The 22,889-nt window shown below is 41.8% G+C and carries 18 protein-coding genes; 10 read left to right on the top strand and 8 right to left on the bottom strand.

Annotated elements, in window-relative coordinates; translation table 11 throughout:
- Positions 1-7: 7 nt before the first annotated feature.
- Both L4C38_RS01615 and L4C38_RS01610 read left to right on the top strand, forming a co-directional pair.
- Entirely contained in the window at positions 8-1,099 is a 1,092-nt protein-coding gene (locus L4C38_RS01615) for a tyrosine-type recombinase/integrase (protein ID WP_428795772.1), read from the top strand.
- A 169-nt stretch (positions 1,100-1,268) separates the two neighbouring features.
- On the top strand, positions 1,269-2,756 hold the full coding sequence (locus L4C38_RS01610) for a hypothetical protein (protein WP_428795771.1): 1,488 nt from the start codon (positions 1,269-1,271) through the stop codon (positions 2,754-2,756).
- 181 nt (positions 2,757-2,937) lie between these two features.
- On the opposite strand, the gene L4C38_RS01605 is transcribed toward L4C38_RS01610, so the two are convergent.
- Positions 2,938-3,273 (bottom strand): helix-turn-helix transcriptional regulator, encoded by a 336-nt coding sequence (locus L4C38_RS01605; RefSeq protein WP_428795770.1) that lies wholly within the window; start codon positions 3,271-3,273, stop codon positions 2,938-2,940.
- Between the two features lie 1,000 nt (positions 3,274-4,273).
- Between L4C38_RS01605 and L4C38_RS01600 the strand changes: the two genes are divergently transcribed.
- Positions 4,274-5,578 carry a DNA sulfur modification protein DndB gene (locus L4C38_RS01600; RefSeq protein ID WP_428795769.1) on the top strand — a complete coding sequence of 435 codons (1,305 nt, stop codon included), beginning with the start codon at positions 4,274-4,276 and terminating at the stop codon, positions 5,576-5,578.
- 357 nt (positions 5,579-5,935) lie between these two features.
- A complete protein-coding gene (locus L4C38_RS01595; RefSeq protein ID WP_428795768.1) occupies positions 5,936-7,543 on the top strand; it encodes a cache domain-containing protein in 1,608 nt (535 codons plus the stop codon).
- Here L4C38_RS01595 and L4C38_RS01590 read toward each other — a convergent pair.
- From L4C38_RS01590 to L4C38_RS01580, 3 genes are all read right to left on the bottom strand, one after another.
- Positions 7,540-8,490, bottom strand: a complete 951-nt coding sequence (locus L4C38_RS01590; protein ID WP_428795767.1) for a histone deacetylase family protein — start codon at positions 8,488-8,490, stop codon at positions 7,540-7,542. The two genes, L4C38_RS01595 and L4C38_RS01590, sit on opposite strands and share 4 nt — an antisense overlap.
- Positions 8,491-8,829: 339 nt before the next feature.
- Entirely contained in the window at positions 8,830-10,767 is a 1,938-nt protein-coding gene (locus L4C38_RS01585) for a DNA topoisomerase III (protein ID WP_428795766.1), read from the bottom strand.
- A 125-nt stretch (positions 10,768-10,892) separates the two neighbouring features.
- The gene (locus tag L4C38_RS01580; RefSeq protein ID WP_428795765.1) at positions 10,893-11,228 is read right to left on the bottom strand and encodes a Grx4 family monothiol glutaredoxin; all 336 of its coding nucleotides are present in this window, start codon (positions 11,226-11,228) and stop codon (positions 10,893-10,895) included.
- 383 nt (positions 11,229-11,611) lie between these two features.
- Here L4C38_RS01580 and sodB point away from each other — a divergent pair, with 383 nt between their 5' ends.
- The 3 genes from sodB to L4C38_RS01565 all read left to right on the top strand — a co-directional run bounded on the left by sodB (position 11,612) and on the right by L4C38_RS01565 (position 13,674).
- Positions 11,612-12,196 carry a superoxide dismutase [Fe] gene (gene sodB / locus L4C38_RS01575; protein ID WP_428795764.1) on the top strand — a complete coding sequence of 195 codons (585 nt, stop codon included), beginning with the start codon at positions 11,612-11,614 and terminating at the stop codon, positions 12,194-12,196.
- Between the two features lie 122 nt (positions 12,197-12,318).
- Entirely contained in the window at positions 12,319-12,822 is a 504-nt protein-coding gene (locus tag L4C38_RS01570) for a VC2046/SO_2500 family protein (RefSeq protein ID WP_428795763.1), read from the top strand.
- A 189-nt stretch (positions 12,823-13,011) separates the two neighbouring features.
- Positions 13,012-13,674 carry an SDR family oxidoreductase gene (locus L4C38_RS01565; protein WP_428795762.1) on the top strand — a complete coding sequence of 221 codons (663 nt, stop codon included), beginning with the start codon at positions 13,012-13,014 and terminating at the stop codon, positions 13,672-13,674.
- A gap of 9 nt (positions 13,675-13,683) precedes the next feature.
- On the opposite strand, the gene L4C38_RS01560 is transcribed toward L4C38_RS01565, so the two are convergent.
- Complete coding sequence (locus L4C38_RS01560; protein WP_428795761.1) at positions 13,684-14,133, bottom strand: low molecular weight protein-tyrosine-phosphatase; 450 nt, start codon at positions 14,131-14,133, stop codon at positions 13,684-13,686.
- Positions 14,134-14,152: 19 nt separating this feature from the next.
- Between L4C38_RS01560 and cobO the strand changes: the two genes are divergently transcribed.
- Positions 14,153-14,824 carry a cob(I)yrinic acid a,c-diamide adenosyltransferase gene (cobO, locus tag L4C38_RS01555; RefSeq protein WP_428795760.1) on the top strand — a complete coding sequence of 224 codons (672 nt, stop codon included), beginning with the start codon at positions 14,153-14,155 and terminating at the stop codon, positions 14,822-14,824.
- A 234-nt stretch (positions 14,825-15,058) separates the two neighbouring features.
- Complete coding sequence (locus tag L4C38_RS01550; protein ID WP_428795759.1) at positions 15,059-16,033, top strand: DUF6929 family protein; 975 nt, start codon at positions 15,059-15,061, stop codon at positions 16,031-16,033.
- A 193-nt stretch (positions 16,034-16,226) separates the two neighbouring features.
- Here the strand turns inward: L4C38_RS01550 and L4C38_RS01545 are convergent, their stop codons facing one another.
- From L4C38_RS01545 to apbC, 3 genes are all read right to left on the bottom strand, one after another.
- Entirely contained in the window at positions 16,227-18,341 is a 2,115-nt protein-coding gene (locus L4C38_RS01545; protein ID WP_428795758.1) for an AsmA family protein, read from the bottom strand.
- 176 nt (positions 18,342-18,517) lie between these two features.
- Positions 18,518-19,159, bottom strand: coding sequence for a uridine kinase (gene udk, locus L4C38_RS01540; protein WP_428795757.1), 642 nt, complete (start codon positions 19,157-19,159; stop codon positions 18,518-18,520).
- Positions 19,160-19,380: 221 nt separating this feature from the next.
- Positions 19,381-20,454, bottom strand: coding sequence for an iron-sulfur cluster carrier protein ApbC (gene apbC / locus L4C38_RS01535; RefSeq protein WP_428795756.1), 1,074 nt, complete (start codon positions 20,452-20,454; stop codon positions 19,381-19,383).
- 272 nt (positions 20,455-20,726) lie between these two features.
- On the opposite strand from apbC, the gene metG reads away from it, so the two are divergent.
- Positions 20,727-22,799 (top strand): methionine--tRNA ligase, encoded by a 2,073-nt coding sequence (gene metG, locus L4C38_RS01530; RefSeq protein WP_428795755.1) that lies wholly within the window; start codon positions 20,727-20,729, stop codon positions 22,797-22,799.
- Positions 22,800-22,889: the final 90 nt, after the last annotated feature.

Below are 22,889 nucleotides of genomic sequence, written 5' to 3'. Positions count from 1 at the left end.
GGAAATTATGAAAATAAAAACAATTAACGATTATTTAGGTTCTTACCTTATTGAGCGGCGCTTTAGTGCCTCTCCCTCAACACAAATCTCAGAGGCGAGTAAAGCCAACAACATAAGAAAAGCAATTGGTAAACGTGCTATCAATTCTGTTCTTCATAGCGATCTTCGCCAGCTGATTCTTAAATGGCACAAGCGCTTCTCCAATAAATCTATCAATGGGCATTTAACGATTCTGCGAGCAATCTTTGAGCGAGCTATGCTCGATGGCCTGATAGATCGCAATCCAATGACGGGGCTAGAAAATCTTAAGAACTCGCCTAGTGAGCCAAATCCATTCACTAAAGCAGAAATAGCACTCATGCATGAATGTCTTGATGTGTGTTCACATGGCAAGAATGCGGTACTGCTCAATATATTAACAGGGCTTCGCATTGGTGAATTGATTGCGGCTTCTTGGGATGATATCGACTGGCAACGTAATGTTCTTTATGTTCGTCGCGCTCGTGTACTTAACGATTATAAAGTGCCTAAAACTTCTGGCTCTGTACGTGTGGTTGACTTGAACCCGCTTGCTATCGAAATTCTGAAAAAACAGTTATCGCTCACAGGTAAGCGTCGTCGTAAGACCATTGACGTTTTGCAGCGAGACAACAAGACATTTCAGAGAGAGTCGATTGCATTTATTTTTATCAACAGTAAAACACGTCAACCCTTTCTCAATGCGAAGCAATTCAGCAAAGCCTTTTTCACTCCATTTTTAAAAATTGCTGGTATTGCACATCGTGGTGTCGGACAACTGCGTCATACGTTCGCTTCGCAATGTTTGACTGCTGGTATCAACAAAGAGTGGATATCAAGCCAGATGGGTCATGCTGGCACTCACATGATCGACATGCACTATGGAAAATGGCTACGTGAGGATGCTCCAGATTGCGCTTTGCTCGCTTCTCAGCATCTACAAGATGCATTTGGTATGCCAGTTGCTGAACGTACCATTTCGCTTCCAGCGGTACCTGATGTGGCTTCTTCTATGCTTGGTAAATTGGCAAAAAAGCCCCAGTTGATGCAGTTGATACAAGCTATGTTGGAGGATGCGTGATGAAGATGGTTTCGCTTGAAAACAACTTAAGAATCGTGCATTTGGTAAATGTGACGACAACGCAACCCGCTGCGCTTGCGTCACACTTTTTGTTCCAAAAAGATGCACGCAAGCTGCGGGCAAGAGGAGTGCCTCTTGACTCCCTAACTAGCTCCGTAAGGGAGCTAGTATGAAATCGATTCGATTCTTCCACCGCCGATACAATTTCACTTCAAATCAGAAAGACCGCTCGCGTTGTGAGCGGTCACTGAAGCACTCTTTGCGTATCGTAACCGATGTAAATTCTACCAAGAAGCCTGGGTGGAACGAAAATCTATCGGACGCAAATGTAATATGGATAAATGGTGATATCTCATTACTAGACTCGCTCAGTGATGAACATAAGATAATGCGACTTTATACTACAGCGCCTGATCCGCTAATTCGTGGTTACACTAAAATCAAAACGAGACATCGGCAGTACCGCAAGAAGATGAAAACAGCTATCACCGCTGAGTATAGAAATGGTAATGATACAGCAGCGCAATTTCTAGAAGAGATCCTTGAGTCATCTGGTTATGTCTCCTATAGCAAAATAGACAAATTCAAAATGATGGAAATGTCACGGAAAAACCAGCGAGTCAAAATGTTGGAAACTTATCTTAATGCGCACAATCAGACTCAAAGTTACCCCAATCTAAATTGCACATTTATCCAAGAGGGGATCTTTAAGATCCCTCATCAATGGGAAGTGAGCAATGAGCAAATTTCGTTGCATGAGTATGTGGACTTTACAGTTGAGTTTTTAACCAGTCATTTTCCTGCTTACCCGATCCAGTTAGTTATTGGACATGATGATGAACGCAGCGAGAAAGATAGCACTGGCGCACATACACATTATTTTTTGTCAGGTCGAAACAAAATTACAGGCGAGTTTGATTTGCTGAAGAGCCAAAAGGTAGTTGTTAATCAATATATAGAAAAGCTTGGTTTAAAAGAGAAGGCTCTTCCCATTGATAAAAACCTATCTGTAGAGCAACAAAAATTTTTTGGAGAGATGTTTCAGAAAATGGTTTTTGAGTATGCCAACGAACGTCTGTTTATCCAAAATGACTTGATTGCTGAGTTAGCTCCTGACACAGAACGCCGTTCAAAGGAACGTCAAAAAATGAATCAAGAAGCCAAACGTCCCAAATCCGAGCGAGAGTACAACTACTATAATTTTATGATTGAAAGGCAACAAGAACAATTGCTTGAGCTAAATAACCAAGTGATGCATACGGAGGAAAAACTAGAAAACAGTAATAACCAACTCAATTTTTTGCTTGGTGAGCTGCTGATGTTAAAAGGAGAACAGGGTGAAATACAGCAAGAAAACGACGCATTATCAGAACAATTACAGGTGTTGCGTGCAGAAAAACAAACGCTTTTAATGACGCTGCGCACATTCAACGATGAACTGGTGGCAAAGCTAACTACTTTCTGTTGCAACTTCTTTATGGCTTTACATACAAGCGATCTTGGTTATCAGGAGAAAGCAAAACGCTTTCTTGAAAATACTATGGATGCCCTCTGGGAACTGCCTGATCCATTAAAAATAAAAGTTCAGGCTTTGGTCAGCAATTTATCGCTTCCCAGTAAAGATGGTAGCCTTAAGTCCCCCAGTAAGGAACGCTAATATCACAATGCACTCTAAAGCATAGCGCTACAGAGTGCATTGGGCATTGATATAAATAGCTAGCTGATGATCACATGATTTCAAATCGCCATATTAATAGTAGTTCTTATCCACCATTGCATGTTTGAGTTGGCATTTCTTTGTCAAGATAACAAGTTGCATAGAGAAGTCGCAGATCTGATTAGAAGTCGGTGTCTAGGATGATTTTTTTAACTCTAACTCTTTTGGGGAGCAGTGAGTTAATACTGTTTGAGCTACGTTTAAGATCTTCCAACCTAGATGGATCCGAATCAAAAAGATTAATTCTTAAAATTCGCGCAGCTTCGAAATAGTAACCGATATTGACGGTCGGCTCGCCGCGCAGCATCTTATCAACCGTGGAGCGTGATACTCCTAGCCTGTCAGTCAGGTCAATTTTCGTCATTGACCGATTTTTTCGTGCAATGCTTAGTAAGTTCGCAAAATGCTCTAGCGCATACTTGGTCTGTTTACTAAAACTGTAATTAACTTTGCTCATATAGAACTCACTTTATCAGTCTTGTCTCATTGCCATTATGTCTATTATAACAGGCATTAACATGCTTATCGCCTGTTATAATAGGCGTTGAGGTAATCTTGAGAGCCACTAGCAAGATTTACCAGGTATCAGATGATTTTTTGTAGAGTAAATTTCTATGCGATTGTAGATATGGTCGTGCTTTGTAAACTGGCACTTAAACTTGTCGTGGGTTAAATAATGCCATCTATAACGGACAAAAAAGAATTTTGTTCCAGCTTATGAAGTAGAAGAAAGCGAACGGGAGTTTGTAGAGGGCTCGACCAGTACAGCAGTGTACAGAACATCTTGCAACGTTAAAATCAATGAGGAATGAGGAATGAGGAATGAGGAATGAGAATGCATCTCTACTCAGTGAATTGGAGATTGTTTGACAAAATGAACAGGTTCTAACTCTCACTAAAAAAATGCTGTGTTAGAGACGCAGTTAGATAACTACAGCACCCAAATGCCGGATCAGGAAAGAGTCGAAACGCAATTACAAATCGACTTAGATAGTAGTACACAGTAGTTAACGGTTTTATCAACCAGATACGAGTGCATTATTGAGACGGAAGCAAAAGCGCAAGCGACAACTAGAAGTCATTATGAAGCAGTCTGCAGAATCACAAACGTTGGTTGCGGTTCTTTCTGAGAAGATCAAACTCTTAGAAAAAATGAAAACATCACACAAGCCAACCTTTTACTGCACCGTACCTAATACACCTAATATGTAACTGAGACCTCATTCTTTGGGTATTACTATTAGCAGGTCTCATCCAATCAGGCTCATTAGGCAAGTGACAAAAAGTGCAAATTTGCACTTTTTAGCGCAACAATTCCGTGTGAAAATTCATTTTGTGGTTAATATTAATCCTGATTGGTTGATTTTAAATCGCATAAAGTTGTGATTGGCACTTTTTGTTGACTTGGTTTTTTTTGGCTGTATCGTACGGCAAACTTTGCAACAACAGTAAAAATTATGAGTAGCAAATTACAACTCGTTGAATCAACAACCCTAAATGAAGCTAAAAATGCAGCATATGATGAAGCATCAGCGTCACATAAAAACGTAATGCAGGTAATTATATTCTCTCAGGGAAACCGTATATGTGCATCAGGAACACTGCACCTTGGTCGTATGCTACAAATAACCACAACTGATCCTGTCGTAGTTAAAAATAAAGGTCAGGCTAGCCTGGAACAGGTAAGAAATGCATATAACAGACCAGTAAACAAGGAGCATGTAAGAGCTGTAGCGGATTACTTAGTGGCGAATATTAATGGAAAATACATTTTGCCATCAATTACAGTAAATGCGGTGACAGAGCACACTATATTTACTGTAGAAAATGAAGGAGTCCGTATTGGTTACATGTTGATTGATTTGTTAAGTGCAAATTTAACTGTTACTGATGGTCAGCATAGGTTGCGAGGAATAAAAGATGCTATTGCTTATTTAAAAGTTAATGGGTTCACTGAAGATGCTGAAAAATTAGAAAGCGACGGTATTTCTATCATGTTTTCGTTTGAATCTAACAAGGATCAAATTCACCAAGATTTTGCTGATTGCTCTAAGACAAAAGCGCTTCCTAAGTCCATGATTGCTGTCTATGACAAACGCGTCCCAGTAAACAGGCTTACCATGGATATTATCGACAACTGTGCCCTATATACTGATGGCCGAGTGGACACTGCGAGTAAGTCTTTGGGTGGAACCTCAACTGCATTTGCACTTGCTAACAATGTTCGTACAGCTTTGAAAGCATTATATACGGGAAAACCATCCATGGCGGATGATACATTTGATAATTTAACTAATCATTCGTTAGGTGCAGAAGATAAGTATAAAGAATTTTATTTGAAAGCATTTCATTATCTCAATCTACTGATTGATAATAATAAAATTTTATCCGATATCGCTCGAATCCCGTTCGGTCCTGAACGTGAAAGAATACCTAACTATCGCAGAACTACGTTCATTGCCAACCCCGCTGGTATTAATTTATGTTGTTCTTTAATTAATGAAATTAGTAGTAACCACTACCTAACAAATGAAGAAAAAGACGAATTCATAATTAAGATGGCGAAAGATTTAGATTGGTCTAAGTCATCTCCTTTGCTTGATGGTGCAGTCATTATTCGGAAAGACGAAAAAAACAAGCATGGAGAATGGAAATATGCGATTCAAAGCACCAACTCAGCGGTCAAAAAAGCATCTAACCGAATTAAGGTTGCACTTGGCTATAAAAGTATTGATGAGCTAGAAATAATTAGATCCATTTGATGGTTAAACATCAATGAGTCGCAAAGAGTATTTATGTAAGAGCAAAGTTTCCAATCAGCATTTTCAATTGGACAAAGAACTCTCAATGCTGTAGATTTAAGTCATTGATATAAATCAGCTTAATGCAGGTTTATGAGTAGGGGGTGGCGTTCAAATCCCTATCTCTCCGCCACATTCTAAAAGCCCGCTAAGAAATTAGCGGGCTTTTTCCGTTTCTGACTGCGCACTATCCTTTGCTGCGTAAACTTTACGAAACAATGTTCAGTTATACAAATAGTTAACCACCGACTTACCTCTCTCGATCAATATCACTATAATACCAGCCGTTTGCACTCTGTTCTCATTCACGGCTTGGTTATGACCACTTCAGATTTCAAGTTCTTCTTTACGCGCTTTTTAATCATATTCTTAGTGTTTATCGTCGTTTTTTTTACCCTTTTTTATTACAACGCATCTCAAGAACTAGAGACCAGTAAAAGTAATATTAAAGTTGAGCAGAAAGCGCTATTGGACGGAAAGAAAAACTATATTGAATCGGTGATCGGATCTGTCGTCAAAGAGACCGCCCTACTGGCGGATTTACTCAATCAGCAAGAAATCTACCAAAGTGAAAACACATCGAACCTTCAAGCTAAGAGCATTATTTTAAATCGCGTCAGCAACACGCTGATTTCAATGAGTCAACGAAAAGAAATTTACGATCAAATCCGCTACCTTGATCTTAATGGTCATGAAATTGTACGCGTCAATTTTTATGGTGGTAAAGCGAATGTGGTTCCTAAAGCACAGCTGCAAAACAAAGCAAATCGTTACTATTTTGAAAAAGCCGCACAATTAGACTGCAATCAAGTTTACGTTTCCCCACTCGACTTAAACATTGAGCATGGAATAATTGAATTTCCTCACAAACCAACCATCCGTATGGCTGCGCCTGTTTATGATGACTATGGCAATAAGCGCGGTGTCGTTATCATCAACTATCTCGCTAATTACTTAATGGATGGTTTAAAGCTATTCAATTTAAACAGTGGTACTAATTACATGCTGGTCAATCGAGATGGCTATTTCCTGTATAACGATTTAAAGCCTGAATTAGAGTTTGCTTTTATGTTCAAAGACAAACAAGCGCAGACCATCTACTCTGAGTTCCCATCACTCACCAAACAGCTAAAAGAAACGGTGTCAGGGCAATTCGAGTCCGTTGATGGCATTCTCACTATTGAATCTGTTGGCACCGTTAACGAAGAAAATCCTTACTGCTTTCAGGACTATCACCTTTCCAACACCAGCACCACTGCTTGGAAGTTAGTCTCATACGCAGAATTTGATAAACGCTTAGATGTAAAACATCCCTTCTCTATGCACGATACACTAATGAGACTAAGTACCCTTTTAAGCCTAGCTTTGGCTTATTTTATGGCTCGGTATCAACTCAGGCAGCATCAAGATAACCAACGTATTCACTATTTGGCTCATTACGATTTTTTGACCCAACTATTAAACCGAGGCGCCTTTCAGACCAAATTAGAGCACCTTATTCAAACAGCAAAAAGTACCAATACGTCGTTGTGCTTAATATACATCGACTTGGATGACTTTAAGGCGATCAATGATGAATATGGTCATACTGCCGGGGATAAAGCATTAATACACATCTCAGAGTCGATGAAGGCTATTTTTGGTGAGCAGGCGACGATGGGAAGGCTCGGCGGGGATGAGTTTGCAGTGATAATATCGGAGAGCGAGCATTTAAAACAAACCCAAGGTTACGCCGCTGCACTTTTAGAGTTGGTACAACGACCAACCATCGTGGCAAAAGATGTTTGTATACAGATCAATGCGAGTATCGGCGGGTATTTCTGTAGTGGTAATAGCTGCAACCAAGAAGAGTTAATGCACAATGCCGATATTGCCATGTACCAAGCAAAAAAAGCGGGCAAGAGCCGTATTATAATTGTTGATTAGCTCAGGCTCTGATTACTTTGTAGACTCGATTTTCGGCTATCAATTGCCGCATGCAGGAGCTGTACGTGCATCGAAACAAGATCTTGATGTTCGCTGCGATAGCCGCCCCCAACAACGCATGCCAATGGGAGACCTCGCTCTTGAGCGATATTCATCATAAAAAGGTCGCGTAAGTAGAGCCCATTAGTTGAGACATTAAAATATCCCAATTCATCGTCACAATGGATATCCACGCCAGCGTCATACAAAATTAAATCCGGTTGATGGAGATTAACCACCGTCTCCACAACAGAGTAAAAGTGGTCGAGAAATAGCGCATCCCCCGTCTCTTTCGGTAACGCAATATCAATATCAGAGGCTGGTTTTTTGGCGGGAAAGTTTTTATCACAATGGAAAGAAAGCGTCATGATATCCGCCTCTTCTGAGCACAGTGTCGCTGTACCATCTCCATGATGGACATCACTGTCAATGATCAACACTTTATCTATCCGCTCAAACTCTAGTGCCTTTCTTGCCGCTAGAACCAAATCGTTGATTAAACAAAACCCTGTGCCAAAGTCATAGTGAGCATGATGATAACCACCACTCAAATGAATCGCCACACCATGCTCAATGGCAAGTTCCACCGTTAAACAGGTGCCACCTGCCGATACCTGAGTTCGTTCAATCAGTTGTTTACTCCAGGGAAAGCCTATACGGCGCATTTTCACAGTCGGTAGAGTGCCAGAAAATAGCGCTTGAATGTAATGCGGACAATGCACCTTGGTTATCTCATCGACCGATATAGGGCTTGGCGTAAAAAGACGAAACATCTGCAGCCAAGTTTGATCATGGCTTTGCTGTTCGAGCAACGCTTGATAGAGCAATCTATATTTCCCGATCGGATAACGATGACGATCAGGTAAAGAAAGCTCTGAATAGATAGGATGATAGACAATAGGAATCATGGTTATATCGGATTAAATCGTGTGTCTTTATGTTAACAGCTTGAAATTTTGCTGCAAAACAGATTTAATTGATAATAATTACCATTTGCAATTAAGGCTTATGCACACTTCTACTATTTTCTTTTTCCTGGGCATCGCCACTGGCACTCTTGCCGCCATCATTATTTTTGGTTTGATGATCCTATCAGCTTTCACAATCGTTGATTTTATCGCCTTGAGGTAAGGTCATATCCAAAGATAGCTGACAAACATCTGGGTAATTTTAGCGAATATCATGAACTCACTGGCCACCTCAGAGATACAGGGAAACGGCATTGTTCCAATGCCGCCGAATTTTACTCACTTTTTTGTGCTCGTTTTTTTAAAAGTTCGCTTCTTGCGCTTAAACGGTGACCGTTCTACTTTAGGTAAGTGACGCAGTGATTCGGGTACTTGCCCATGCTTTACTTGTATCATCAAGTTTTCAATTCGCTCTTGTAGCGCACTCATAAATGGTTGGTAGGCTTGATTTCGCTCCGCCATTCCTTGCAGTTGATGCTCCCAATTTGCTGTCATATCTGGGTATGTCGATTCATTGGGTAAGGCTTTAATTAGCCCTCTACCCGCAGGTGAACTCAAAATACTTTTACCTTGTCGCGTTAATAACTGCCGCTTAAAAAGAGTATCTAGAATACCGGCACGTGTTGCTTCAGTGCCCAAACCATCCGTCTCTCGTAGAATTTTTTTCAGTTCTTTATCTTCGACAAAGCGCGCTATCCCTGTCATCGCTTGTAGAAGCGTTGCTTCGGTAAAATGTTTAGGCGGCTCAGTTTGATGCTGTTTAATTTCACCTTCTCGGCAGGTTAAGACAGTTCCGTTAGCTAAAGGCGGAACGTTATCAATACCGGTATTTTCATCGTCTGATTTGCCTAGTAGCGCTTTCCAACCAGCTGAAACCAACTGTCGCCCTTTGGCGATAAACTGCCCACCAACAATATCAAATACCAGCTTCGCTTCCGCATACACTGCGGCAGGATAAAATTGGATCAAATACTGCCTAGCAACCAATTGGTAAATCTTCATCTCATTGGCAGAAAGAGCATTCACCGATGCTTTTTTAGGTGTTGGGATAATGGCGTGGTGCGCATCAACTTTTTTGTCATTCCACGCTTTTGATTTGCGACTGAGATCCGCACCTTTTACTGCGCTTGCCATCTCTTGAGCGTTGTTTGCTATTGCCTCTGTAACACTGCGCGCTTGAGAAAAATGTTCATTCGGCAAATATCGGCTGTCCGATCTTGGGTAGGTGATCAACTTGTGTTTTTCATACAGTGACTGACAAGTATCAAGTACCTGCTGGGCGCTCATCGCATATCGTTTTGCCGCATCAATCTGCAATGCTGAAAGGGAATACGGAAGTGGGGCTGATTGTTTGGTTTGCTTTTGTTCTGATTCAATAACCTGAGCAGGCTGGTTTACAATTCGCCCTGCGACATTTTCAACCAATTTACGGTTAAGGACGCGACCATCCTCATCTTGCCATAGCTGGCATGCTTCACTTGGTTGCCACTTGGCTCGGATATCAAAAGCAGTACCATTATGTTGATAGGGTATAAGAGCGTGCAAACTGAAGAAGTCTCTTGAAACAAAATTCTCAATTTCTTCATCACGACGAACAACCAGGCCCAATACCGGCGTTTGCACACGACCAACAGAAAGCACACCTTGGTATCCCGCCTTTTGCCCAAGCAAAGTGTAGGCTCGTGACATATTCATCCCATACAGCCAATCAGCACGTGAACGTGCTAACGCCGAGACGGAGAGCGGGATGAAGTCACGGTTACTGCGCATTGAGCTCAATGCGCGTTTTACCGCAGGTAAGTTCAAATCGTTGATCAATAGACGTTGAGCATTTTTTTTCTTTGTTTGGCTAACTTTGCAGTAATCCAACACCTCATCCACCAGCAATTGCCCTTCTCTATCAGGATCTCCTGCGTGGATAATTTGTGTCGCATCCTTCAACAACTTTCTTACAACGGTAAGCTGTTTACTGGCAGACTTTCTCGGTCTCAACTGCCATTGTTCAGGCACAATCGGCAGATCGTTAAGATTCCATTTTTTATAACGTTCGTCATAAACATCTGGCTCGACTTGCTCTAGCAAGTGCCCGATACACCAAGTAACGACATCACCATTACCACAACGAACAAAACCTTGATCGTTCTTTTTCGGTCCAGGGAGCGCCGCAGCAATGGCTCGACCTAAGCTGGGTTTCTCCGCGATAAATAAACGTGACATATATACCCAAGTGATCTCAAGATGCAGGATTCAAAGTTTGTCATCAACACAAACAAATAAGGCCACATTATGCAATGTGGCCTTAAAAATTCAAGATAAACTGTAAATTTAAACAGTGTTATAGGTTATTCCGCATCGCCTTGAGTTCGAGCTGTCGCTTCTTTAACTAGTGGCTGAAGCTCACCTTTTTGGAACATTTCCATAATGATGTCACAACCACCAACTAGCTCACCTTCAATCCACAATTGTGGGAAAGTAGGCCACTGTGCGTAAGATGGTAGCTCAGCACGAATATCAGGGTTTTGAAGAATGTCTACATAGGCGAACTTTTCACCACAAGCCATTAGTGCTTGAGCAGCCTGAGATGAGAAACCACAGCTAGGTAGTTTTGGTGAACCCTTCATATAAAGAAGAACTGTGTTTTCTGCGATTTGCTGTTTGATTTTATCAATAGTTTCCATTGCTTCCTCTGATGGGGTTACTGCAAGATATCAGCCCATTTTAAACCATTGCTCAAGAATAAAAAGCACAGAAAAATTACGGTTATTTAAAGGCGACCTGTTACACCATATTAACACGAACTATAAACCGGGTCTGCACCTTCATTTTTGTTGGTATCAGATTGAAAAACCGCGTTTTTCATGTGCCTAAATAAACATTTATAAAACATTTTTTTCCCGCACTATTTACTAAAGCGTACTTTTAATCACGCAAAAACTTGCTAAACTAGGCGGCAAGTCAGTCAAATTGACAACGAGTCGCAAGCTAGCGAGTCGAAAAAAATAATAACATTTGGAAGAAATTGAAAGAGAGTACTCTTTCTATATATATGGAGAAACGAGCAATGGCATTTGAACTACCGGCTCTGCCTTATGCGAAAAACGCATTAGAACCACACATCTCAGCTGAGACTCTAGATTTCCACCACGGAAAACACCACAACACTTATGTTGTAAAACTAAATGGCCTGATCCCAGGTACTGAGTTTGAAGGTAAGACTCTAGAAGAGATCGTTAAAACTTCGACTGGCGGCGTATTCAACAACGCAGCTCAAATTTGGAACCACACTTTCTACTGGCATTGTCTTGCGCCAAACGCAGGTGGTGAACCAACAGGTGCAGTGGCTAACGCAATCAACGCAGCATTCGGTTCATTTGAAGAATTCAAAGCGAAATTTACTGACTCAGCAATCAATAACTTCGGTTCATCTTGGACTTGGTTAGTAAAAAAAGCTGATGGCTCTCTAGAGATCGTTAATACGTCTAATGCAGCAACGCCACTAACAGAAGAAGGTGTCACTCCTCTTCTAACTGTAGACTTGTGGGAACACGCGTACTACATCGATTACCGTAACGTTCGCCCTGACTACATGAATGGTTTTTGGGCTCTAGTTAACTGGGATTTCGTTGCGAAAAACCTAGCTAAGTAATCAAACGATTATTGAATTGATTAAAAAGTCTGCACTTCGCCGACTTTTTTTATCGCTATAGAAAATTTACTTAAAGTTTCTCTCCACTTAGCCGCTATTTTAGATGGCAAGAGAGGAACGCAATGCAAGTCAAAACGATCAACAACGTCAGTGTTATTAACGAAATTCAGTTCGGTACGGAAATCAACCATGCCGTTCACGAAGGGCGTCGTGCTGACTTTTCCTTGCTGCTTTCAATGTTCTCTAATGACGTGAGAGACAACACTCCCGTTGAGCAGATCGATAAGATTGAAATTTCCGATCAAGCACTTCGTCAGCGCTTTGATTTGCAATCACCACAACTGCTACAGTCAGATCAAAGCTCATACCAAATATCAGCTCAACAAGCGCATCAATTTCATCACGGCGGTCTAGCAAGTGCGAAATTAGCGCATTACCTCATTCCAGAAGCTTTGGTTTATCTACCAGAGCAAACCCATAGCCTGCCTGAAGAGCTTTATCACAACTTGTCTCCTCACCAACAGCGCCAGCTTGGTAGTAAAGAGCCGAAGAAATTAATGCCATTTGATCTTTATAATCAACTAGTTGAAGCTCAAAGAACTTTTCAAATCCAAATTCAAGCCTAATATTTCAATCTGTTAGCACAATTTATAGAAAGCAAATAGTTACTCCCCCAGAGTGTGAATGAACGCAAAAAACTGACAACCCATACGATCTATGCACAGCTTATTTGACGTTATTCACATCTAAATAACAATTAATCAACCATTCTTTGTGGACGATTTTTGATCAATTTTTGGACGGAGAGTAAAAGTATGAAAGTAGACAATGCAGTAGTGCTCGTTACATCTGCTGGTTCTAGGGTTGGAAGTACGCTTGCAGCTCGGTTCTCATCTTTGGGAGCACTTGTCATTCTTTGCGATAGCGATAAGCGCTTATTGGATGAGACTTATCATCGTTGCAGTGCAATTAACAATAATGTTTATCAATTTACGCTTCACGACGATTCGCTTGCCTCTATCCGACAGCTGTTCGTATCGATTGAGCAATCTCTTAATCGTTCGCCTGATATTTTGATCAATACCCTTACAACTAAGGCTATTCCCAACATATTTGATCAAAGTGCCTATGACACGTTCACACTTAATCTCACCTCAATGGCAAGTACAATGTTTGGATTTGGACAAGTAACAGCAGAACGGATGAGACAAGAAAACAAGCACGGCGTCATCGTCAATGTCATTGGCTACACCAATTACGAAGACATGGCAGGCTTTGATAATGCCTCGTCTTTTGTCTCTGGATTTACTCAAAGTTGGGCAAAAGAATTAAATCCGTTCAATATCCGTGTCGGTGGCGTCATTCCATGCGGTGAAGCCAATGGACAAAATTGGGTAGAGGTACAAGACGAAGTCATTAGAAATACGGAATATATTATTTCAAATGACTATTTCAGCGGGCGTGTAATGGCAGCTTAATAGCACAGTTTAAAACTGATGTAGTACGCGCTCAGCGGCTTCTTCTATCAGATCGAGTACTCGTTCAAACCCTTGCTCACCACCGTAATATGGATCTGGGATTTCATCACAATCGGATTCGCTAAAGCTTAGGTAAAGTTTTATTTTATGTTGATGTTCTGCCGGGCATATGGACTTCAGGTCATGCAAATTGTCTTTATCCGCTGCTAAAATAAGATCAAAATGGATAAAGTCTCGGCTTTCTACCTTTCTTGAGCGGATACCTTTAAAGGAATAACCACGACGTTCTGCTGCCTGACGCGCTCGTTCATCTGGTAGATTACCTTGGTGGTAACCTATGGTACCCGCAGAATCAATCTCCACCTCAATACCTAACTGCTTTGCTTTAGCACGCAGCACCGCCTCTCCTGTTGGAGAGCGGCAGATATTGCCCATACAGACGACCAGTATTTTTTCCATTTGAGCCTCTGATTTATCAATGGTTTTTCTTATCTCTACATTGTTCTATCATAGCGACAAACCACATACGAAAAAAGGAATTCCCATGTCAGTTGATGGTGATAAACAACAACGCCACAAAGCGCGACAAGAAAAGGTCAAGCAACAAGTTGACGCCAAAGTCGCCGCAGCAACGGAAGTAAAAGGTTTGCTTCTGGTTATTACCGGCAATGGTAAAGGAAAATCTACTTCCGGATTTGGTACGATTACACGTGCTGTTGGACATGGTCTAACATGCTCCGTCGCCCAGTTTATCAAAGGAACATGGGACAACGGCGAACGCAACCTACTTGAAAAGCTCGGCGTCGAATTTCAAGTGATGGCCACTGGCTTTACTTGGGAAACACAAAACAAGACTGCTGATACCGACGCAGCGCAGTTGGTGTGGCAGGAATGCAAGCGGATGCTGAAAGATGAGTCGATTGACGTTATTCTTTTTGACGAGCTAACCTACATGGTGAGCTACGGCTATATCGATCTTGATGAAGTAGTCGAAGCACTCAATAATCGCCCTAAAATGCAGTCTGTTGTCATCACAGGTCGAGCAGCACATCGGACATTGATTGAAATCGCAGATACCGTTTCTGAAGTCAAAAATGTTAAACATGCTTTTGAATCTGGAGTCAAAGCACTCAAAGGTGTCGACTGGTAGCCCTTTAATCATTAACCAAAAAGCTTGGCTCTAGCTAAGCTTTATTTTTATTGACCAATCAAAAGGAACGAAGTACTGCGCAGATAGTGTCGATTGCTATCCAGATTTAATACAAAGTCGTTCTTGTTTCTTCTCCCACTGGAATCAAATTCAAACTTCCCCTCATTCTTTACTTTAGCCCTTTATGCCTATGGTAGCGTATATGCAATTTATTACGCATAAGGAAATTGGTAAATGAAAAAAACATTTTTAACTTTATGTTTTAGTGCATTATTTTCAAGTGGTCTCGCCGCACAAGGATTATCTCTAGAGCTCTCCAACAAAACGACCAATAATAACCTTCCATCTGCTTCTGGCGTTGTAGTAAGCCAAGAAAAAATCTATGCAGTCGGTGACGATTCACCTTGGCTATACCAACTCAGCCCTGAATTTACCATTGTTGAGAAGGAACTCATCAAAGATTATCCAGTCGGTGACAATGGGCGCATACTCAAGAAAGTGAAACCTGATTTTGAAGCACTAGACATTATCTCCGTCAGTGAAAAACCGTCATTTGTCATGCTCGGTTCTGGCAGTAAGCTAGACGTTCGTGAATGGGCATTCATCATTAGCCATGATGGTGAGCTAAAAATTGAACGCTCATTAAAGCCGCTGTACAAAACTCTACGTCAAGCCGCAGGGTACACAGCAGACCAAGAAATTAACGTTGAAGGTTTGGCAACATCGAAAAATTCTGCCTTCATTATTAACCGAGGCAATGGTGGTTCTAACGTAATTTTTGAGCTGGATCTTGAAGACTTCCAAGATTATCTAGCCGGCGAAAGCGAGCTGATTGAAGATGTAAAAGCGTACCATGTGAAACTGCCGATTGTTCAAAATTTTGAGGCGGGGCTTTCTGGTGCGGCTTATTGGAGCGAAACTGACAGCCTAGTTCTTACCGCTTCAATTGAAGCTACAGGTGATGCGTATAATGATGGTGAAATATTGGGGAGTTATGTCGGTTTAGTCGCTCTTGACGATCTTAGCCAAAATCGAACGTTAGATTTGAGCGACAACTTAGTGCCGTTAATGGAAGGCAATAAGCGCCTTATTACCAAGATTGAGTCGGTTGCCTTTACGAGCCAAAGCCAAAACAAAATCGAAGGTTTACTCGCCAGTGACAATGATGATGGCACCAGCGAATTCTTTAACTTCTCGTTAAGCAAATAACTGTCAGTAAGCTGATGTTTCAAAAAAGCCCGCTTGGTTAGCGGGCTCTTTATTGCAAGTGACTTATACCCGTCATACTTGAAGTTGCAGCGGTGTTGGCTGTGTTCGTGCGCCCCAATCACATAGCTCACCTATGCTCAGGGGCTTTCTTACTTGCTGCCTACCTGCATCTTCAAGTTTCTTGGGTATAGACTTAGTTGAACAAACCTTTGATTAAGCTATTAACCGCTTCTTTGGTCTTTTCATCTTTAATCTTATCACCCAGTTTTTCATCAAGTTTTTTTAAACCGCGGTCGATTTCTTTTTCAGCTTTTTGTTTCAATACATCATCAAACACAAGCTTGAATTTAGGATCGCTCCACTGACCAGAAATGTTTACTGGAATGGTAATATCCTTAAGCTCATTGATGTCTTTACCACCCTGCCCTTCTAACGAACCAACGATTGAAGTACTAATGGTAAAGTCTGCAGTTTCATTGATGTAATTCGCACTACCTTCACCACGAACACGCAATAGAGGTGATTGAGCATGCAAATTATTGGTTGTCACCACACCGTTCTTAAGTACTAACGTTGCGGTCATTGCGCTAAAATCGGTTTTCTTAACGCTGTCTTGCTCTTCAACTGACTGACCTTTGAACTTAGCGTAATTCTCACGAATCAATTGCGCTACGTTGATACCGTTCACTGCACCATCCGCAAAGTTAATCTTAATCGTACCTGCTAGGTTCTTCTTCATCGCCGTTGGGGCAAGGCTGCGACCTGTCACGTCGACATCAATATTACCTGTACCTTCCAATTTGTCATTTTGGACAACATCAATCAGAAGTGGCTGTACTTTTACGCCTTTAATGTACTTCTTCGCGTTGTAAGTCGCTGGGGATTTACGTGCATCTAAGGTCGCCGTCGCTTTGATTGAACCATCGTATAGATTAGAGCTGAATGATGTCAGCTTAACTAAACCACGGTTAACACTAAATTTAGCATCAACATTCTGTAGCTTTGCGTTGTTTACTTTAAATTTATCAATGGTAATAGCACCGGTGAGATCTAAACCTTTCAGTGCTGACAAATCCGGTTCTTGCTCATTTTCAGGCGCAGTCGATTCTGTACCCGTATTTGAACTATCACCCTGTTTTGCTTGTTGATCACCTTTTGATGTTAAACCTAAGAATTCATCCAAATCAATATTTGGACTGTGCAGCTTAAATACAATCTTAGGGATATCCGCTAACGTTACATCGAGCTTGCCATCAAATTGAAGTGCGTTCGCCGTTAGCTTCCCTAGAACAAAGCTCAAATGGCTCTTATTGAGATCGAAAGACAGATCCGAAACCATATCTACTTTCATTGGCGTTTGTGGCAGGCTGCTTCCTTCTAGGTTGGCATCAAGAACCAGCTTCTGCATGGTGACTTTACTGATCGCTTTATTAACCGTCAGTTGAGCACTGCCTTTAAAATCAATCGCCAAGTCAGCGGCTTTACCCTGAACCGCGTATTTCAGCGCATTTGGCTGATCGAAAACAAACGTCGCCAGTTCAATACTTGCCGAATCAAGCTGATTCTCTGCGTCGCTATAGCTCGCATCAAAGCTAATATTACGCAGTGCGTAATCTGTAAACCCAGTCGCCAATTTTAACTCGGCGGTACCTTGAGCGGTGAATTTCTGCTGATTGGTTTCACCTTTCATCGCAAAATCAGCTTTGCTCCATGCATCTAACGCAAATTCGGTGAGTGTTAGCGACACATCGTAGAGCTTGGTATGTGTACCGGCTTCATTATCTTGAATATCAAGCAACGCATTATTGATCGCGACCCCAGCTAAACTGATTGTCCATGGCGTGGCTTCACTAGCAGCCACATCATTGGTAGGTTCAGAGTCTGGTGTGTGTATTTCAGCATCCGTTGGTTGCTGGCTTTGACTAAGTGCGTCAATATTTTTCACGCCATCTTTACGTGTTTCGATATAAAATTCAGCACCATCTAGCGCCACATTGCCGATTTCAAGCTGCTGGCTAAATAGTGGCATCACTGAAACATCAATACCGACCTGATCAACTTTGAATAAGTTTGGTTGGTTAAAGCCTTGCGGATTTTTTAATTCAGTTTTACCTAGCGTAAAACCAATTGAAGGGAAAAACTGCCAATCGATATCGCCTTCAATAACAAGCTCTAAACCTGTTTGCTGTTTCGCTTGTTCAACGATCAACGGTTTAAATTGATTGGGATTAACAAGCAGCACCAGTGCCAAAACGACGGCAATGAGTGCCACGATGGGAATGGCGAGTACTAAAGCGATTTTCTTCATCAGCAGAATCCTTGCTTAACAGCCAAACTAGGCTAGTTGAATGAATAAAGTTTACTGAAAGTATAACGGTTTATAGTAATTATTCCGCGAAACCGATTGCTTTGCAGAAAAAAGAAAGTGGCACCTAAAGTGCCACTTATCTTGAAAAAAATAAAGTCTCTAAAGCTAGAATACTGTTAAGATTTCAGCAGTTTAGCGATATGAGCTTTTAACACATCAATAGCAATACGGTTTTTACCACCGCGTGGCACGATAATATCAGCATGTTGCTTTGATGGTTCAATAAATTGCATAAACATTGGACGAACAGTTTGCTGGTATTGCTTTAATACCGATTCCATCGTACGACCACGCTCTTCCACATCACGTTTCACACGGCGTAACAAACAGATATCCAGTGGCGTATCCATAAAGATGGTCGCATGCATCAGTTTACGTAGACGTGGGTCCGTAAGTAGCAAAATGCCTTCTAGAATGATCACCTTTTTCGGTGTCATTGTTGTGGTATTTTCCGTACGCGTATGCTCTGAGTAACTATACTCAGGCACTTCAACTACTTCACCTTTAACTAGTTTTTCTAGATGATCACACAGTAGATCATGATCCAGCGCACTCGGGTGGTCATAATTGGTTTTTACTCGTTCTTCCATGCTCAGATGAGTCTGGTCGTTGTAATAGCAATCTTCCGTAATGACACCAATTTGATGATCGCCTACCTTCTCACGAAGTTCATTGTAAATAGTGCTTGCGATCAAGCTTTTCCCTGAAGCTGACGCGCCAGCAATACCGACGATTACACATTGATTATTAACAGACATTATTCTTGCACCCGATGAATTGATTGGTGAGCTTTGACCTGCTAAAAGTCTGGTATGAAAAGATTAGCAGAGCCAAATTAAACTGCCTGATTATAGGGAGTTCAGTAGCTAGATACCAGAAAGTAATAGTTTAAATCTACTTTCCATACAAAATGGAATAAGTACGATAAAAGCAATCGTTTAACCAGAATAAGACTCGTTAAATACCTAACAACATATGCTTACACCATGGTGATATTGATGGCATCAGGTTGAACGTCTCCACGCCAAAATAGCCGAGCACAAACCGCCTCTGCTAATTCTAGATACTGCTTGGTATGTTCAGAGTTAGGTCTCGCAGCAACAGTCGGGCAACCAGAATCAATGTCTTCCCTAACGTCAATATGCAATGGAATTTTCCCAAGCAGATCTAAACTAAACTCACTCGACATTTTTTCTGCGCCACCAGTGCCAAAGATGTGCTCTTTGTGTCCGCACTGGCTGCATATGTGGTAACTCATATTCTCAACCAACCCAACGATAGGGATGCCCACTTTATCAAACATTGCCGCCCCTTTTCGGGCATCGGCTAACGCTAAATCTTGTGGTGTCGTTACAATAACAGCACCAGTAACCGGAATCTGCTGTGCAAGGCTCAATTGAATATCACCAGTACCCGGTGGCATATCAATCACCAAATAATCTAACGCTGGCCAATCGGTTTCATTTAACAACTGCCCTAGAGCTTTCGATGCCATAGGACCACGCCAAATTGTGGCGTCATCTTTAGAGACTAAGTAACCAATTGAATGAGTATGAATACCGTGAGCCTCAATCGGTTGCATCCATTTATTATCACGCACTTGTGGTTGAGCGTCCTGTTGCCCGATCATCATCGGCACTGATGGTCCATAGATATCAGCATCAAGTAAACCAACTTTTGCACCACTTTGCGCAATCGCCAATGCAAGGTTAACTGAGGTAGTCGATTTCCCCACCCCTCCTTTTGCTGACGTCACCGCAATGATGTTTTTCACACCTTTAATGCTAGTAGCAACATGGCTTTTTAACGTTTTTACTTCAACTGCGATCTGGTAGTTAAACGGGGCGACATCTTGGTTTTGCTGTTGTTGTTTTATCCACGCATCCAGTTCTGTCACTAACTGATTGGCTGCAAATGGCAGCTTAATCGCAAAATAGCCTTGCGCATCGACGCTGACAACGCCCTGAGTTGATGCCCAATCTTGGATCAGATGGTGATGCTCAAATTGACTGAGCCAAGAACAAAATTCTTGCTTGGAATTGAACTGAAGCATAGGTTCTCCTTTATATAGCCAAGTAACCTCAATACATGCGGTTAGATGCGTATTACTTGGTTTAAAGACAAGGTGTTAATCGTTGTCCTAGCCACTTTAAGTACAACAACTCAAAGCCGCTTGATTCTAGTTTCAATCGTAGCACTCCAAGCTCAGATACAGAACCCTGAAAAAACTAAGGGAATGCCAATTAGACTCCTTGGAGTCGCTGTTTGGATCAGGTAGTATAAGTCTCTATTTTTTGTACCTATCGAGAAAAGCGAATATTAAGTATGGCAAACGATCCAAGAACCCTTACACCAAGGAAATTACTGGTAACTTGTGCCCTCCCGTACGCTAACGGTTCGATCCACCTTGGTCATATGCTTGAGCATATCCAAGCGGATATCTGGGTTCGTTACCAACGCCTACGTGGAAACACTGTAAACTTCATCTGTGCTGACGACGCTCACGGCACGCCAATCATGCTTAAAGCTCAACAGATGGGTATCTCTCCAGAAGAGATGATCGCTGCCGTAAGTGAAGAACATCAAAAAGACTTCGCTGGCTTTGACATCAGCTTCGATAACTACCACAGCACACACTCTGACGAGAACCGCGAGCTGGCGTCACACATCTATCTAGAACTGAAAAAGAATGGCTTTATCTCTAGCCGTACTATCTCTCAACTGTTTGACCCAGAAAAAGAGATGTTCCTACCAGACCGTTTTGTAAAAGGTACTTGCCCTAAGTGTAAGTCTGAAGACCAATACGGTGACAACTGCGATAGCTGTGGTGAAACATACAGCCCAACAGATCTGATTAACCCTAAATCAGCTGTGTCTGGTGCAACACCAATTATGAAAGATTCTGAGCACTTCTTCTTCGATCTGCCTCAGTTTGAAAGCATGCTAAAAGAGTGGACTCGCTCTGGTGCGCTACAAACTGAAACAGCAAACAAGATGCAAGAGTGGTTTGAGTCTGGTCTACAGCAATGGGATATCTCACGTGATGCGCCATACTTTGGCTTTGAGATCCCAGGTGAAACCAACAAATTTTTCTACGTATGGCTAGATGCCCCTGTCGGTTACATGGCTTCATTTAAGAACCTATGTAATAAAACAGAAGGTCTAGACTTCAATGAATACTGGAAAAAAGACAGCACGACTGAGCTTTATCACTTCATTGGCAAAGACATCGTTTACTTCCACAGCCTATTCTGGCCAGCAATGCTAGAAGGTTCTGGTTTCCGTAAGCCAAACAATGTCTTCGTACACGGCTATGTAACGGTAAACGGCGCGAAAATGTCTAAGTCTAAAGGTACGTTTGTTAAGGCGAGCACTTACCTAAACCATCTGGACCCAGAATGTCTACGTTACTACTACGCAGCGAAGCTAAACAGCCGCATTGATGACTTGGATCTTAACCTTGAAGACTTCACTCAACGTGTAAACGCTGATGTAGTAAACAAGATTGTAAACCTTGCATCTCGTAACGCTGGTTTCATCGCAAAACGTTTTGAAGGCAAGCTATCAGCTAACTTTGCAGAACCTGAGCTATACAACGAATTCGTTGCAGCCGCAGGTCGCATTGGTAATTTCTACGAAGCTCGCGAATTTGGTCGTGCAATCCGTGAGATCACCGCACTAGCAGACAAAGCAAACCAATACGTTGATGAGAAAGCACCTTGGGTAGTTGCCAAAGAAGAAGGTAAAGATCAAGAACTGCAAGAAATCTGTTCTGTTGGTATCAACTTATTCCGCGTTCTAATGGCGTACCTAAAACCAGTAATGCCTGAGTTAACGGCTCGTACTGAAGCGTTCCTAAATGAAGAATTAACTTGGGAAAGCATTGCACAACCGTTAACCGATCATGAAGTAACTAAGTTTAAAGCACTCTTCAACCGTATTGATCCTAAGAACATCGAAGCGATGATCGAAGCATCAAAAGAAGATGCAGCAATCGAAATGGCAGCAAAAGAGCAGGCAGAAGCGGCAAAATTAGGCGGCGAAACTGAGCTAAGCAAAGATCCACTGGCTGAAGAAATTGAGTTTGATGCGTTTGCACAAGTAGACATGCGTATTGCACGTATCATCTCTTGTGAAGAAGTACCAAAAGCAGACAAACTACTGAAGTTCCAATTGGACATCGGTGGTGAAACTCGCCAAGTATTCTCTGGTATCAAATCAGCTTACAAACCTGAAGAGCTTGAAGGCAAGTTAACCGTTATGGTTGCAAACCTAAAACCTCGTAAGATGAAGTTTGGTATGTCTGAAGGCATGATCTTAGCAGCGGGCCCTGGTGGCAGCGAACTATGGATCCTTGAGCCACATGAAGGTGCTCAACCTGGCATGCGTGTCATGTAAGCTCTTTCGCTTTCTAAAAAATCCTCGCTTTAGCGGGGATTTTTTATACTTGCTATTCCTTTGCTTAGTGACTAATCACCTCGTTCTTAT

It is taken from the genome of Vibrio kasasachensis, from assembly GCF_050337565.1.
GTDB lineage: Bacteria > Pseudomonadota > Gammaproteobacteria > Enterobacterales > Vibrionaceae > Vibrio > Vibrio kasasachensis.
The sequence above is the reverse complement of the archived record's forward strand: the minus strand, read 5'-3'. Positions and strand labels throughout refer to the sequence as shown.